Below are 13,993 nucleotides of genomic sequence, written 5' to 3'. Positions count from 1 at the left end.
CCCTTCGTCCACAGATGGGGGAATGGGGGCTTTCGGGTGCCCTTTGTCCGGTGCGTGCGCATGGAGGGAAGATGATCCGGGCATTCAAAGAAGAAGACACGGAGACCGTTATCCGAATATGGCTGGCGGCTTCCGTTCGTTCCCATTCTTTTATTGATAAGGCATATTGGGAAGAAAAGGCCGAGGCCATGCGGACCTTGTATCTTCCATTAAGCGAAATCGTTGTGGATGAGGACAGGACTACGGGAGAAGTGGTGGCCTTTATGGCCTTCGTGGAGGACTATCTTGCGGCGCTTTTTGTTGCCCCCGCGCACCAAAAGAGGGGAGTGGGGTCCCGTTTGCTGGCACTGGCCAAAAAGATGCGCGGCACATTGGATCTTACTGTTTATGCGGAAAACGAACGGGCAGTCGCCTTTTACCAAAAAAACGGGTTCCGTATAACCGGTGAACGGATCGAAGAAGTGACCGGTCGCACAGAGCTGCTCATGGCTTTCCCATAAACGGCAGCGCATTTTTTACAGCGGCAGGCTGGCCGAAAAATTCAACCAGCCAGCCGCTTGGAAAGCAAAGACTAGTTCAGTCCCAGTTCCTTGATAAGCGTTTCTTTGATGCTGTCGATCGTACCCTGACCATTGAGGACGATGTACTTGGTTTCGCCCTTTTCGGCCAACGCCTTGAAGTAGTGGGCTGCAGCCAGCGTCCCCGTTTTGTCATCATAATAAATGTCATGGCGCTTGTTGATCGCGGCTTCGTCCTGATCGTCAGCACGGGCCGTGAGCTCGCCGCCACAGACCCGGCAGGCGTCGCCATTGGGCTTGATGGCATCAATGAAGATGTTGTTGGGATGGTTGCCGTCGTTCTTGCACACCCGGCGGCCCATGATGCGATCGCGGGCGATGTTGCGGGGCAGATCGATTTCCACCACATAGTCAAGCTTCATGCCCTGTTCCTGCATCGCCTTGTGCAGTTGTTCGGCCTGGGCGATATTGCGGGGGAAACCATCAAGCAACCAGCCGTCAGCCCCTTTGGTCTTCAAGGTTTCGAGGACCATGGGAATGGTGATGGAGTCAGGGACGAGTTCGCCGCGATCCATATATTCCTTGGCCTTTTTGCCGAGTTCGGTTCCGCCGCCCACGTGTTCGCGGAAAATGGCTCCGGATTCGATATGGGCCAAACCAAACGCCTTCTTGATGAGAGCGCCCTGCGTGCCTTTGCCGCTGCCGTTGGGACCGAACATAAGGATATTCATGATCCAAAGTCTCCTGTGTAAGAGGTCGTATGGTGCTGGCGTCTTCAGAACAATCTGAGGCGGAAGCACAAAGCCCGCCCAGAAGGTTTGGGCAGGGATCCTGAAAGGTTAAAAGGAAGAATCCGTTTTGGAAACCGGCAGAAGGGCGTGCCCTTCATGTTCGGGATCGGAGGCTACGAGCCCATTTTCTTCCAGATAGCTCTGGCCTTCCTCCACGAATTCCTCATGCGTCGCATCAGGGCGTATACCTGGGCAAAACGCCTTGGCCAGATGGAGGCTTTCGGCATCGGCCATGTTCCCCCGGAAAAACGGCCATGCCCGGCAAACATCGGGCTTGATGGCATGGACGGTACAGCTTTGTCCGGCCCGGAAAAAAATACAATTGCCGTCTTCGCCCGTCCGCACTTGCCATTTCCCGTTCCGGAAAACGCCATAAGCATCAAGGAAAGCCTGTTTTTCGAGATTCAGGCCTTCATAAAGGCGTTTCAGATCCTTGGGGCTCAGGACAATGCCGCCTTCCCCTTCGCAACATTGACCGCACATCTGGCAGTCAAAGACAGTTTTCTTCATGATATCAATTTCCTAAGAGGCGTTTGTGTTCGACCATGATGCATAAATCTTCAACGACGGCGATCCCGGCCTTCCCAGCGATAGAAGCGGCTTCGGGGCTCACGATGCCTTGCTGCATCCAAAACAGTTGGGGCAGGGGGGAGAGTGCCACGGTCTCCCGCGCATGATCAGGGCAGTATTGAGGAGCCCGGAATACATTGACGATGTCAACGGGAAAAGGCACTTCGGCAAGCGAAGGATAGGTTTGCAGGCTCCACACGTCTTTACGTATGGGGTGGACCGGGATCACCTGGTAGCCTGCTTGGATGAGATACTTCCCGACGCGGTCAACAGGCTGACCTTCTTTATCTTTTGCACCAACGACGGCGATTGTGCGGGCTTGGGTCAGAAATTCGCGCATCCTGCCGTCGGAGAGAAATGTCTGTAACATGATGGACCTCACAAAAAGAGTGCAGGAAAGTTTAGTTGGTTATGCCAATAAAGGCAACGAAAAGGTTTTGGGTGTGTACTCTTCGTCTAGGAGAGCACGGAAAGAGTTGCTTTTCAGTGAGTTGCCGCGAGCGTTTTTAAAGCATGTTATGGCTCATAGTCTTTTAAAATTATGTAAATTTATAACACCAGACATCCTACCAAAACAAACCGCAAAAAATATTTCACCGGATTACAAGGAGATCTTTCAAATCCTCTGTTGCAATGGAAGACAAAATAAGGAAAATTCCAAAGATCAATGATTCAAAGGGAACCTGTCAAAATGGACCCAAACGAACCTGCTGTATAAAAGGAGAGCTGATCATGTCGAGCCCCGATCTGTTGCCGCTTGGAGAGATAGAATTCCGGTATGCCCGCTGCCGCCGTCTGTTGCGCACGCTCGCTCCTGATGCAGGGGGGATGCTCGTTACTTCCCGGCTTGGCATTTATTATTTGACGGGAACGCTGGGGTGGGGGCTCGTATGGTTGCCCGTTGAAGGGGAGCCCGTTTTGTTGCTTCGCAAGGGAGTGGAACGCGCACAACTGGAATCCCCCTTGCGTCACATTCTTCCCTTCAAGTCATATAAGGAAATCACCTCTCTCTGCGCTGGGTGCGGGAGCCCGGTTTCTTCCGCCATTGCCGTGGATAAAAACGGATTCAACTGGTCGATGGCGGAGATGCTGCAAAGCCGTATGGAAGGTGTGCGGTTCACCTCCTGTGATGCCGTCCTTGCTCAGGCCCGAGCCGTAAAATCCGAGTGGGAGCTCGAAAAAATCCGTCGATGCGGGGCATTACATGCAAAAGTTCTGGATGAAATACTTCCGGAACGCATACACCCCGGCATGAGTGAATTTGATGTTGCGAGAACGTATGTGGAAGCGGTGTTCGCGTGCGGCGGAAGCGGAATGTTGCGGATGAATGCGCCGGGTGAGGAAAACTTTTTTGGTTATGCCTCGGCTGATACGTCCGGCATTTATCCCACCTATTACAATGGACCTCTTGGTTGCAAAGGCATGTGTCCGGCCATTCCGTTTATGGGAAATGCCGAACGCCTTTGGCAGAAGCGCGCCTTGCTTTCCATCGATATGGGGTTCAATGTTGAAGGGTATAATACGGATAGGACACAGGTGTACTGGAGTGGCGCGGCCGATACGATCCCCGGCCCGATTCGTAGGGCACATGCCGTGTGCGTTGAGATTTTTGAACAAACCGCAGCCGCGTTGAAACCGGGAGCCGTTCCGGCAGAGATATGGGCGGAAGCGTGTGCCGTTGCCCAGCGCGAAGGGCAAATGGACGGGTTTATGGGGTTGGGGCGTGACAAGGTTCCATTCTTGGGGCATGGCATAGGCCTGACTGTCGATGAGACCCCGGTTTTTGCCAAAGGCTTTACCGCTCCGCTGGAACAGGGCATGGTTGTGGCCATTGAGCCGAAGATCGGCATCCCCGGCTCAGGGATGGTCGGCCTTGAGCATACGCTGGAAATCACCGCGTCAGGGGCTCGTCCGCTTACGGGGACATCAAAGCAAATCATCCTGATCGGTTGATTTCCCTTTCATACCCCGTGTCCTGCCGATATGATTGTGATGTCGCTCAGAAGCGGGATTGTTCGCCTCCACAATCCTCTTGCCTTTGGGCAGGGACTTGTGGAGGCCTTTACCCATTTTATACCCCTGCTTATCCGTTGGCTAGGATGCATTAGAGGTGCGGCAGTTTTCTCCTTCCGCTCTTGTTCCTGTCCGGCGGCATACGGAGCGAGGCTTGACAATGGGTGGGAAAGCTTCATTGATTCCATGTGATTTTGGGAATGACGTTCAATGGTTGACGAGGTACTTTTGTGTATACAGATGTGATGACCGAGATCGCCCGTTTCAAGGCTGGGCGGATACACGTTGCGCGCGCGGGGCTGGCCACGCAGGCGCGGCTTTGCGTGGATATGCTCCAACAGGGCCGTGGCATGGCTTGGGTCGTAAAAAACAGGGATGAGTTGCTTACCGCCCGCGCCTTGATGCGGCTTTTCTCTCCCGAGTTGTCCAGCGGCGACTTTTTGCCGGATGCCCTTGATAAGGGCGGCTGGACGTCTCTGCCGCCGTTTTCTCCTCGCTTGGCCAACCGTGAGGGCTGGACGGAACGCTTGTCCGCTCTGTACGCATTGCGCAGCGGGCAGGCCAAAGGGCTTATCCTGACCGCCGATAACCTGCTCCCCAAGCTGGTGCCTCTGGATTTCTTCGAGAACCGGGAGGTTACCCTCATACGGGGTGAAGACGTTTCGTTGGATATGATACTCGAACAGGCGGTTGAATGGGGCTATGAGCGTGTTTCCATGGTCTCGAATCCGGGCGAGATCGCCAGGCGAGGTGATATTCTCGACATCATGCCTCCCGGTTATGATAAGCCCATACGCCTTGATTTTTTTGGAGATCTCATAGAGGAAATCCGTCTTTTCGATCCTGTGAGCCAGCGTTCGAAGGCAAATCTTTCTGAAGTACGTGTTCTTCCCGTGTCACCCATTCGACAGTCGCCCGCTGATCAAGCGAAGATGCAGGCACGCTGGAAAAGCCTGTTCCAGAAAAACATGCTGACCGAAAATGAACGGTTCGGGTTGACCCGCTTACAGGAACAGGGCGATTTCCGCTTATTGCCGGGTTGCTGCTATGACACGGCGACCAATCTGGAAGCATGGCTCCCTGCCGATACCGTATGGGTTCTGCCGGGGCTCTCCGATTTTCGTGATATGTTGTCCTCAGCGGAACGTCTTTGGACGGAAGCCTTCGAAGCACAGGATGTGGAGGGCCGTCCTCAGCCGCAGCGTTTGGCCATGCGCGAAGCAAGCGATGTGGAAAGCGCTTGCGCGCGGTTCGCCTGTGTTCACGCAGAACCGCTGGTGATGGGCATCGCCAAAGGAATCCATGATCTGCCGGAACGGAGCCTTTCTTCGTTCGAGGATCTGTTTCCTTCGACTGCGGAGCAGGATCGCCCTTGGCAGACGCTCGTTCAAGCACTGAAACGGTGGCAGAACGACAAGCGGCAGACGATTTTGTGCTTTGCTTCCGAAAAGAGCCGTACGAAATTTTTGAATCTGGCCTCTCAGGATGGCTTGTCCCCTTTGCTGCGGTATTCCGGGGAACAGCATGGCCTGTTCGCTTTGGTGGCGCCATTTCGGGCCGGCGCTGAACTGATTTGGGATCAGAGCCTCATACTCGGGGAAGATCTCCTCCAGCCACATGCGGAGAAAAGCCGCCGCGTTCCTACAGGAGCCTTCAAGGGGCTTGAGCGGTATGACGAGTTGAAGCCCGGCGACTTGCTGGTCCATCGGGATTACGGCATTGCCCGCTTTGGGGGGCTGCTGCGCATGGAAACGGGCAGCACTGCCAACGATTTCCTGCTGCTGCACTATTCCGGAGATGATCGGCTTTATGTTCCTGTGGATCGCCTTTCCCTCATCCAACGCTTTAAGGGCGGGGGAGAAGCGCAGCCGTCGCTGGATCGTCTGGGCGGCGGAGCCTGGCAATCCGGCAAGGAAAAAGCCCGCAAGGCTATCGAAAAAATCGCCGAAGACCTGATTGAAATGTATGCGTGGCGTAAAGTGGCCAAGGGGTTCCGGTATCCTCCTCTTGGGGAGTTGTACCGTGAATTTGAAGCGTCCTTCGGCTTCGAGGAAACGCCTGATCAGGCGAAAGCCATACAGGACGTCCTGGCTGATATGGAAAAGCCCGAACCTATGGATCGGCTTGTATGCGGAGACGTGGGGTTCGGCAAAACGGAGGTTGCTCTGCGGGCGGCGTTCAGGGCCGCCTCGGAAGGGCGTCAGGTCGCACTCTTGTGTCCCACGACAGTTCTTGCCGAGCAGCATTACCAGACCTTCCGCTCCCGGCTTTCGGGCTTTGCGCTCAATGTCGGACTGCTGAGCCGCTTCGTTTCTTCAGCCAAGCAGAAAGAAGTGCTCAAAGCGGCGGCTTCCGGACAGATCGACATCCTCATCGGTACGCATCGGCTCCTTTCGGACGATGTGGTTCTCCCGAATCTTGGCTTGCTTATCCTTGACGAGGAGCAGCGTTTCGGCGTTCGGCACAAAGAGAAACTCAAGAAAATCAAAAAGAACGTTGATGCGCTCACATTGACGGCCACTCCGATTCCCCGGACGCTCCAGTTATCCATGTCCGGAGTCCGCGAACTTTCGGTCATCGAGACGGCCCCCCCTGAGCGTAAACCCGTTTCTACGGCGCTGCTGGAGCGGGACAAGGCAACGCTTCGGCAGGTGATTGAACGGGAACTAGCCCGTGAGGGGCAGGTTTTTTGGGTCCATAACCGGGTGCAGGGGCTGGAACGGGTCGTCGAGTTCGTCAAGGAACTGGCTCCGAATGCGCGTATCGGCATGGCGCATGGGCAGCTGCCGGAAAAGAAGCTTGAAGAAACCATGCACGCATTTTGGCATGGCGAGTTGGACATTCTGGTTTGTACCGCCATTGTTGAATCGGGGCTGGACTTCCCTCGGGCCAATACGCTGATCGTCGATCAGGCGCATCTTTTCGGTCTGGGGCAGTTGTACCAGTTGCGGGGCAGGGTGGGGCGGTCCGATCGGCAGGCTTTTGCCTGTTTCGTCGTTTCTGATCTGGAGCGGTTGCCTGCTGCAACAAAAGAACGTTTGCGCATTATTCTTGATATGGATTACTTGGGCGCGGGCTTCCAAGTTGCGATGGAAGATTTGCGGTTGCGTGGTGCCGGAAACATTCTTGGTGAGGTTCAGTCCGGCCATATGGGACGTGTGGGGCTTGAACTGTATCTTGAAATGCTCGAACAAGCCGTCAACAAGATTAAAAACGGCGGCGTATCGTTGCAGATTGAAACGGAACTCAATTTAGGGCTTACCGCCCATATCCCCGAGGACTATATTACGGATGGACGGGAACGTCTGCGTTGGTATAAGCGGCTATCCGCTGCTCCGGACGCTCAGGCCCGCCAGGAACTTGAACTCGAGCTTCGAGACCGCTTTGGCATTTTGCCGCAACCATTGGAAATCTTTATGGCTGTACTGGCGCTAAAGCAATTCCTGAGCGGCGCTCAAGCCTTGAAGGCGGACGTATACGAGGATCGGCTCCGTGTCCTCTGGGATGAGAAGCAGAACGCCATCGCCCCCGAGAAACTGGTGCCGTTCTTGAGTGCGCAAAAAGGCAATGCCAAGTTGATTCCCCCATCAAGCCTTGAATTGAAGTTGGATATGCAGTTGCCCACTCCGCGCAGGCTTGATGCCGCCAGACTGGCGCTGGGGACACTTCTGACTGACTGATATGCCTGAGAGGGTTAGAAAGTCCCGGCGTTGCAAGTTGGCGGGAATCAGCGTATCTTGCCAAAAAATTGTCGCACAGAGAGCACTCCAAAGACGTTTTCCATTGGGCTGAACGCATCTTGAGAAACGTTCCGTCCGAGGAAATCTTTTTGTGTGCTCAGTGTTGCAAAAACAAGGCTGGGAATGTTTCAGTCCCAGAGCCAGAATATCAAGGAGCATAGCGTGCGCATCGTCAGTACTGCGTTTCTTTTGTTTTTTTTGATTACGTCTCCCGTACGCGCCGCCATCAATGGCGTTGCCGCGGTCGTGAACGGCGAAATGATAACGGCGTTTGACTTGCAGGCTGAAACGGCCCCCGAAGCCATGCGGCGGGGATTGAATCCCAAAGATCCCAATCAGGCCGCTGCGATAGAAGAACTGACCAAGGCAACGCTGGAACGCATGATCAACAACATTATTCTGACGCAGGAAGCCCAGCGCCTTAAAATTTCGGTGGGCGACAGCGAAGTGGATAATGAAATACAGCAGATCATGTCGCGCAATAAAATGACGCCGGAAGAATTCCAGCGTCAGCTCCAGATCCAGCGCACGACAGAGAAGGATTTCCGCGAGCGTATCCGCAGCAGCATTTTGCGGAACCGCCTCCTTGCCAACATGGTCGGCCGTAAGGTCATCGTGACGAAAGAAGAGATCGCCGATTATTATAATCAGCATAAGCAGACGTTCATGAACAACCAGAAAGTCCGTTTTGCGGTTATTGTATATCCGCCGACGGAAAATGCCGAGGCGCAGGCCGCCCGTATCCGTAGCGGCAAGCTTTCCTTTGAACAAGCCGCTCGTCAGGTTTCCGTGGGGCCTCGCGCTCAGGAAGGCGGTGATGTGGGCGTCGTGGATTGGAACAGCCTTGATCCTACATGGCAGGACCGCCTTTCGCAGCTCAAGCCGGGAGATGTCTCCGGATTGTTTGAAGTGAATAACGGATTGAAAGGACAGTTGAAGCTTCTCTCTATGGAATCCGGAGACGGACAGACGCTGGAGGAAGCCACGCCTCAGATCGAAAGGATTTTGCGCGAACCGAAGCTCCAAGAGCGCTTCCGTGAATACAGCGAACAGCTTCGCAAGCGGGCTGTGGTTGAGATCCGCCAATAACTATCCCTTTTTGCATTCGATTTCCGAAAGGTACACAGCATGGAAGAGACGGAAACTGTTTTGACGCTGGCAGACTTTGGAGCCCTGCTTCGTGAGAGGCGTATCCATAAGGGGTTGACGGAAGAAAATGTCGCCGCGGAACTCAAGATCACCTCTCGGTTGGTTAAAGCCATAGAGGAAGGAGACATGGAATCCATGCCGCATGCCGTATATGCCCGGGGATTTATCCGGGCGTATGCGAAGCTTCTTGCCGTCGACGATAGCGTTACCCACGCTGCGTGCGCACTGCTCAAAGATCCGGAAGAAGAGCTGCGCGAACAGGAAATCCGTGTTGTCCCCGCTGCGGCACGTCGCGAGGAAAGTCATGTGCCTTGGCTTGCCATCCTTTTGTGCGCGTTGTTTCTTGCGGGAGGGGCATGGTATTTTCGGGATAGTATCCCCGGACTTTCCAGCAATACGGTGAGTCGGGAAAAAACGGCCTCGCCGGCTGTGTCTTCTCCGGCTGTCCCTGAAGCGGATACTGTCGTCACGACGCCTGCCATCCCTGTGGAGCCGGCTGCGAACGCCACGCTTCCTGCGGCATCGGAGGAACCGATTGTTTTGGGTGGAACGCCTCTTCCCGCTGAAACCGAGACGCCGACGGAGCAAGCGGCTCTTCCCGCCACCGGTCACCGTATGTTGTTGACGGCGCAGGGCGATTGCTGGGTTTCGACGACTGCGGACGGCAAAAACAGCCAGCGCGTCATGCATAAGGGGGACACCCTGAATGTCGACTTTCAGGAAAAGCTCGTTATGAAGCTGGGCAACGCGGGAGCCATGCTGATCACGTATGACGGCAAGGAACTGCCGCCTGTGGGGAAAATCGGTCAGGTCAAGACTGTCACGTTCCCCAATGACGCTCAGAATTAGTCTATGGAATGGTCCGACACGGCCCTCGTTTTGGGGGTAGGGCGCTTTCGGGAATCGGACCTCTGGCTGCGTATGCTGACGCGCCGCCACGGCATCGTATCGGCGTTTGCCTTTGGCGGCAGCCGGAGCCGCAAACGATTCTGTGGCTGTCTGGATCTTTTCAACGAACTTCAGATCAGTACCAAAACGACCCGAAACGGCATGTACCTTTCCTTGCAGGAGGGTAATCTGATTCGGGGGCCCCGGCGTTTGCGGACGGACTGGAATCGGCTGGGTATGTTTATGAACTGTGTCCGGTTTGTTGAAGCGCTTGGCGTTCCTCAGGATGGTGCGGCCGGAGTGTTCCTGCTTCTCAAGGACACGTTGGAACTCCTTGAACAGTCTGAAACCGTTCAGGATATTCTCCCGATACTTTTTCGGTTGCGCTTGGCGTCTCAGCAGGGGTACGCTCCCGCTTTGACGGCATGTGTCTCCTGCGGGAAAAAAGATTTTGATCATGCCGGATTTCTGGTCTCGGAAGGGACCATCGTTTGCCCGGATTGTGTTTCCGGGCGAGGAAATATTGTGGAAATCAGTGGCAAAAGCCTTGACGTTTTGCGCCAAGTACAGGAAGTATCACCCCTGCATTGGCATTTTTTAACGTCCGGCTCTTCGGAAGAGACGGGCGAAGTATTGCTCCCGGCGGAACGACGTGAGTGCGCGAGAGCGGTGGATGGCTTTGTGCAGTATCATTTGGGCCTGACTTGGGACAGGGGGCGCTTCCGGAGAATGTGATCCGGAGGATTCCGAGCACTAAAAAACGGTCTGCTGTGGCTGCTTTTTCGGAAGGAAATACCCCGTCTGGTGAGTGCCGCTATTGTCATGGAGGAAGCATGTATTTTCAGGATGTGATTCTCACTCTGCAACGCTATTGGGCGAGCAGGGGATGCGTCGTCGCTCAGCCGATGGATATAGAATGTGGTGCCGGCACGTTTAACCCTTCGACGTTTCTGCGGGTTATCGGGCCGGAGCCGTGGAATGTGGCCTATGTGGAGCCTTCTCGGCGTCCCACGGACGGGCGGTATGGCGAAAACCCCAATCGGCTTCAGCACTATTTCCAGTTTCAGGTCATTTTGAAGCCCTCTCCCGACGATGTGCAGGATCTCTACCTTGGCAGCCTTCGTGCACTGGGGATCCATCAGGAAGAGCATGACATCCGCTTCGTCGAAGACGACTGGGAGTCTCCGACCCTCGGCGCGTGGGGGCTTGGCTGGGAAGTGTGGCTGAACGGCATGGAAGTGTCGCAGTTCACCTATTTCCAGCAGGTTGGCGGGATCGATCTTTCGCCCGTCAGCGCGGAGCTCACCTATGGTCTGGAACGCCTGACCATGTACCTGCAAGGGAAAGATTCCGTCTATGACATCCAGTGGAACGAGCATGTGACCTACGGCCAGATCTACCATCAGAACGAAGTCGAGCAGTCTCGCTATAATTTTGATGAGAGTGACGCCGCCATGCACCGTGAGCACTTCGACCAGTTTGAGGCCGAATGCCTTCGTCTCACCGGACAGGGACTGCTTTGGCCCGCGTATGATTATTGTTTGAAGTGCTCCCATACGTTCAACCTGTTGGACGCTCGGGGGGCTATCTCCATTACGGAACGCACCGGCTATATCGGGCGCGTGCGCACGTTGGCCTCGTCCGTTGCGCATCTGTATGCGGAGCAGCGTAAGGAAATGGGGTATCCCATGCTCGGAGGGAACCGATAATGTCCACCTTTGTTCTTGAAATCGGCACGGAAGAGCTGCCGGCCCGCTTTTTGTCCAATGTTGAAAAAGAACTGGCGGATCGGTTCACGGCTGGGCTCAAAGAAGCTGGCTATACGTTTTCCCTCCTTGATACCTGTGCTACGCCGCGTCGTTCCGTGGTCATCGTGGAAGGTCTGGAAGATACCCAGCCTGTCAGGGAAGAATTGGTTATGGGGCCGCCCGCCCGCATTGCTTTCGATGCCGAGGGGAATCCCACCAAGGCCGCTCAGGGGTTTGCCAAGACGCTTGGTATCGACGTTTCCGCTTTGGGCAGGACGCAGACCGAGAAAGGGGAATACCTTTCAGGGATGAAGAAAACCGGCGGCGTGCCTACGTTGGACGTGCTGGCTGGCTTGTGTCCGGCGATTATCGCTGCCTTGCCCTTTGCCAAGCGTATGCGGTGGGGAGACGGCGAGTTTGCTTTTGCCCGTCCCATCCGTTGGGTTCTTGCGCTGCTTGACGACGTTGTCGTTCCGTTTGAAGTCGGTAAAGTGGCTTCCGGGCGGGTTACGCAGGGGCACCGCGTGCTTGGTCCCGGTCCCTTCACGATCAAGACCGCGGGCGATTACGTTCCCACCATCGTGAAGGAAGGGGCCGTTCAACTGAAGGCGGCTGAAAGGCGCGCCTATATCGTCAGCGAAGGGAACAGAATCGCGGAAGCGGCCAATGGCAAAATCATCTGGATCGATGGCCTGCTTGATGAAGTTCAAGGACTGGTTGAGTGTCCCGTGCCGTTGCTGGGCGACTTTGATCCTTCTTTCCTTGAATTGCCCCGTGAAGTCCTGTTGACCAGCATGCAGGAACACCAGAAGAGTTTTGGCGTGGAAGATGCTTCGGGCAACCTCATGCCGTACTTCCTGACCGTTCTGAATCTGCACCCGAAAGATCTTTCTCTTGTCAAAAAGGGATGGGAACGTGTGCTCCGCGCACGCCTTGAAGACGGGCGGTTCTTCTGGAAGACCGACCTTGAAGCCACGTTTGATGAATGGCTGGAAGCGCTTGATGCGGTCACGTTCCTTGCTCCTTTGGGGAGTATGGGCGAAAAGACGCGCCGTATCAGCGCGCTGTGCCGCTGGCTTGCCGAGAAGGTTCAGCAGGATCCGGAACAGGCCGCGCGGGCGGGGCGCCTTTCCAAAGCTGACCTGGTCTCCGCTATGGTCGGCGAATTTGATACGTTGCAGGGCATCATGGGCGGGATTTATGCCCGCAAAAAGGGAGAAACGGAAGCTGTCGCCGCGGCTCTTGCCGAACAGTATCTGCCGTCCGGTCCTGATTCGCCCGTTCCGGCCACAGAGCTTGGTTCCATCCTGTCCATCGCGGATAAGGTGGATACCCTTGTCGGGTGTTTCGGTCTGGGCATGATTCCCACAGGTGCGGCCGACCCCTATGCTCTGCGGCGCTGCGCGCTCGGCATCACCCGTATCATGCTTGAGCGTGGGTACCGCTTCGACGTCAAGGAACTTTTCGAAGAAGCGCAGAGGCTGTACGGCGATCGGAAATGGAAGCTGGCCCCCGCTGAAGCAATCGCAAAGTTGAATGACTTTTTCATTGCCCGCGTGAAGAATTATTTTCTGACTCAGGGCAAGGAAACACTGCTCGTCGAGGCTGTAACCGCCGTCGATCCCGACAATGTATGGGCCCTCGGCCGACGTCTCGGCGCATTGGAATCCATGAGTCGGCAGGATGATTTTCCGCAGGCTGCACAGACGTTCAAGCGAGTCGCCAACATCATCCGTAAACAAGGCCATGAAGCTGGCGTGGATCTTCAGGGCACGTGGAAACGTGAACTGTTGCAGGAACCGGCGGAAATGGCGCTTGCGGAAGCCTTGGAAAAAATGTTTGCCGCATTTGAGACAGCATGGGCGAACGACGATTTTGAAGCGCTCTTCTCTATGCTCGCCGCACTTCGACCAGCCGTGGATGAGCTTTTCGATAAGGTCATGGTTATGTGCGAAGATCCTGATCTTCGCGCCAACCGCCTCAATATGCTTAAGGCATTGACCCTGCGCATGGAGCGGCTTGCCGATTTTTCGGTGCTGCAACTTTAGCCCCACATGGCTCCCCGGCTTGGTCCGGCCGGGGAGCCATCGCCATAACGCATTCGGAACGGTTCTGCGCGGCTGCACGGGAACTTGTCTTCCTGAAAAGACTTGACTGAATACGTAAAAGAAGATAAGGACATCAATTCAAACCGCAACCACGCCGCGTCTCGGACGCAGCAAGACGTACCCCGGAGGGAAATCGTGGCCAACCACAAGTCTGCTATCAAGCGTCATAAGCAGAGCGTGAAGCGCGCTGCTCGCAATCGTACCGTCAAGACCCGCATCAAGAATGTGGTGAAATCTGTTCGCGCCGCCATCAAGGCTGATGACCAGGCTGCCGCTACGCAGCTCCTGAGCACCGCCACCTCTTCTCTGGATAAGGCCGCCACCAAGGGCGTCATCCATTGGAAGAAGGCCGCCCGCAAGATTTCTCGCCTTGCCAAGGCTCTCAACGCTGCCAAAGCCGCCGCGTAACACATCTGTTTTCTGATGTAAAAAAAGGAAGAGGAATGTTCCTCTTCCTTTTTTTATGTG

At 55.3% G+C, this 13,993-nt stretch carries 12 protein-coding genes; 9 read left to right on the top strand and 3 right to left on the bottom strand.

All coding sequences use genetic code 11. The annotated features are described in order from the left end of the window. Positions 1-71 precede the first annotated feature (71 nt). Positions 72-500, top strand: coding sequence for a GNAT family N-acetyltransferase (locus tag T370_RS0104660; protein ID WP_029434916.1), 429 nt, complete (start codon positions 72-74; stop codon positions 498-500). A 71-nt stretch (positions 501-571) separates the two neighbouring features. Here the strand turns inward: T370_RS0104660 and T370_RS0104655 are convergent, their stop codons facing one another. From T370_RS0104655 to T370_RS0104645, 3 genes are all read right to left on the bottom strand, one after another. Further along, the gene (locus tag T370_RS0104655; protein WP_029434915.1) at positions 572-1,249 is read right to left on the bottom strand and encodes an adenylate kinase; all 678 of its coding nucleotides are present in this window, start codon (positions 1,247-1,249) and stop codon (positions 572-574) included. 108 nt (positions 1,250-1,357) lie between these two features. Further along, positions 1,358-1,819, bottom strand: a complete 462-nt coding sequence (locus T370_RS0104650; RefSeq protein WP_005027036.1) for a YkgJ family cysteine cluster protein — start codon at positions 1,817-1,819, stop codon at positions 1,358-1,360. A gap of 4 nt (positions 1,820-1,823) precedes the next feature. Then, entirely contained in the window at positions 1,824-2,249 is a 426-nt protein-coding gene (locus T370_RS0104645; RefSeq protein WP_034505751.1) for a CoA-binding protein, read from the bottom strand. A 362-nt stretch (positions 2,250-2,611) separates the two neighbouring features. On the opposite strand from T370_RS0104645, the gene T370_RS0104640 reads away from it, so the two are divergent. The 8 genes from T370_RS0104640 (at position 2,612) to rpsT (ending at position 13,933) form a co-directional block, all read left to right on the top strand. Then, entirely contained in the window at positions 2,612-3,832 is a 1,221-nt protein-coding gene (locus T370_RS0104640; RefSeq protein WP_029434913.1) for a M24 family metallopeptidase, read from the top strand. A 305-nt stretch (positions 3,833-4,137) separates the two neighbouring features. Continuing rightward, entirely contained in the window at positions 4,138-7,572 is a 3,435-nt protein-coding gene (gene mfd, locus T370_RS0104635) for a transcription-repair coupling factor (RefSeq protein WP_029434912.1), read from the top strand. A gap of 222 nt (positions 7,573-7,794) precedes the next feature. Beyond that, a complete protein-coding gene (locus T370_RS0104630; protein WP_005027045.1) occupies positions 7,795-8,721 on the top strand; it encodes a SurA N-terminal domain-containing protein in 927 nt (308 codons plus the stop codon). A 39-nt stretch (positions 8,722-8,760) separates the two neighbouring features. Next, a complete protein-coding gene (locus T370_RS0104625) occupies positions 8,761-9,630 on the top strand; it encodes a RodZ domain-containing protein (protein WP_005027047.1) in 870 nt (289 codons plus the stop codon). A 3-nt stretch (positions 9,631-9,633) separates the two neighbouring features. Then, positions 9,634-10,404 carry a DNA repair protein RecO gene (gene recO / locus T370_RS0104620; protein WP_029434911.1) on the top strand — a complete coding sequence of 257 codons (771 nt, stop codon included), beginning with the start codon at positions 9,634-9,636 and terminating at the stop codon, positions 10,402-10,404. Between the two features lie 98 nt (positions 10,405-10,502). Further along, the gene (locus T370_RS0104615) at positions 10,503-11,378 is read left to right on the top strand and encodes a glycine--tRNA ligase subunit alpha (protein WP_029434910.1); all 876 of its coding nucleotides are present in this window, start codon (positions 10,503-10,505) and stop codon (positions 11,376-11,378) included. Next, complete coding sequence (gene glyS, locus T370_RS0104610) at positions 11,378-13,465, top strand: glycine--tRNA ligase subunit beta (RefSeq protein ID WP_029434909.1); 2,088 nt, start codon at positions 11,378-11,380, stop codon at positions 13,463-13,465. Before T370_RS0104615 ends, glyS begins: the two co-directional genes overlap by 1 nt. Positions 13,466-13,660: 195 nt before the next feature. After that, the gene (gene rpsT / locus T370_RS0104605) at positions 13,661-13,933 is read left to right on the top strand and encodes a 30S ribosomal protein S20 (protein WP_005027055.1); all 273 of its coding nucleotides are present in this window, start codon (positions 13,661-13,663) and stop codon (positions 13,931-13,933) included. Positions 13,934-13,993 lie beyond the last annotated feature (60 nt).

Source organism: Bilophila wadsworthia ATCC 49260, from assembly GCF_000701705.1.
Lineage (GTDB): Bacteria > Desulfobacterota > Desulfovibrionia > Desulfovibrionales > Desulfovibrionaceae > Bilophila > Bilophila wadsworthia.
Note: the sequence above shows the minus strand (reverse complement) of the source record. Positions and strands in the feature narration are given on the sequence as shown.

What these genes read in the sequence shown, in the direction of transcription:
- T370_RS0104660 (WP_029434916.1), top strand. Translation starts at nt 72, where the DNA reads ATGATCCGGGCATTCAAAGAAGAAGACACGGAGACCGTTATCCGAATA.
- T370_RS0104655 (WP_029434915.1), bottom strand. Translation starts at nt 1,249, where the DNA reads ATGAATATCCTTATGTTCGGTCCCAACGGCAGCGGCAAAGGCACGCAG.
- T370_RS0104650 (WP_005027036.1), bottom strand. Translation starts at nt 1,819, where the DNA reads ATGAAGAAAACTGTCTTTGACTGCCAGATGTGCGGTCAATGTTGCGAA.
- T370_RS0104645 (WP_034505751.1), bottom strand. Translation starts at nt 2,249, where the DNA reads ATGTTACAGACATTTCTCTCCGACGGCAGGATGCGCGAATTTCTGACC.
- T370_RS0104640 (WP_029434913.1), top strand. Translation starts at nt 2,612, where the DNA reads ATGTCGAGCCCCGATCTGTTGCCGCTTGGAGAGATAGAATTCCGGTAT.
- mfd (WP_029434912.1), top strand. Translation starts at nt 4,138, where the DNA reads ATGACCGAGATCGCCCGTTTCAAGGCTGGGCGGATACACGTTGCGCGC.
- T370_RS0104625 (WP_005027047.1), top strand. Translation starts at nt 8,761, where the DNA reads ATGGAAGAGACGGAAACTGTTTTGACGCTGGCAGACTTTGGAGCCCTG.
- recO (WP_029434911.1), top strand. Translation starts at nt 9,634, where the DNA reads ATGGAATGGTCCGACACGGCCCTCGTTTTGGGGGTAGGGCGCTTTCGG.
- T370_RS0104615 (WP_029434910.1), top strand. Translation starts at nt 10,503, where the DNA reads ATGTATTTTCAGGATGTGATTCTCACTCTGCAACGCTATTGGGCGAGC.
- glyS (WP_029434909.1), top strand. Translation starts at nt 11,378, where the DNA reads ATGTCCACCTTTGTTCTTGAAATCGGCACGGAAGAGCTGCCGGCCCGC.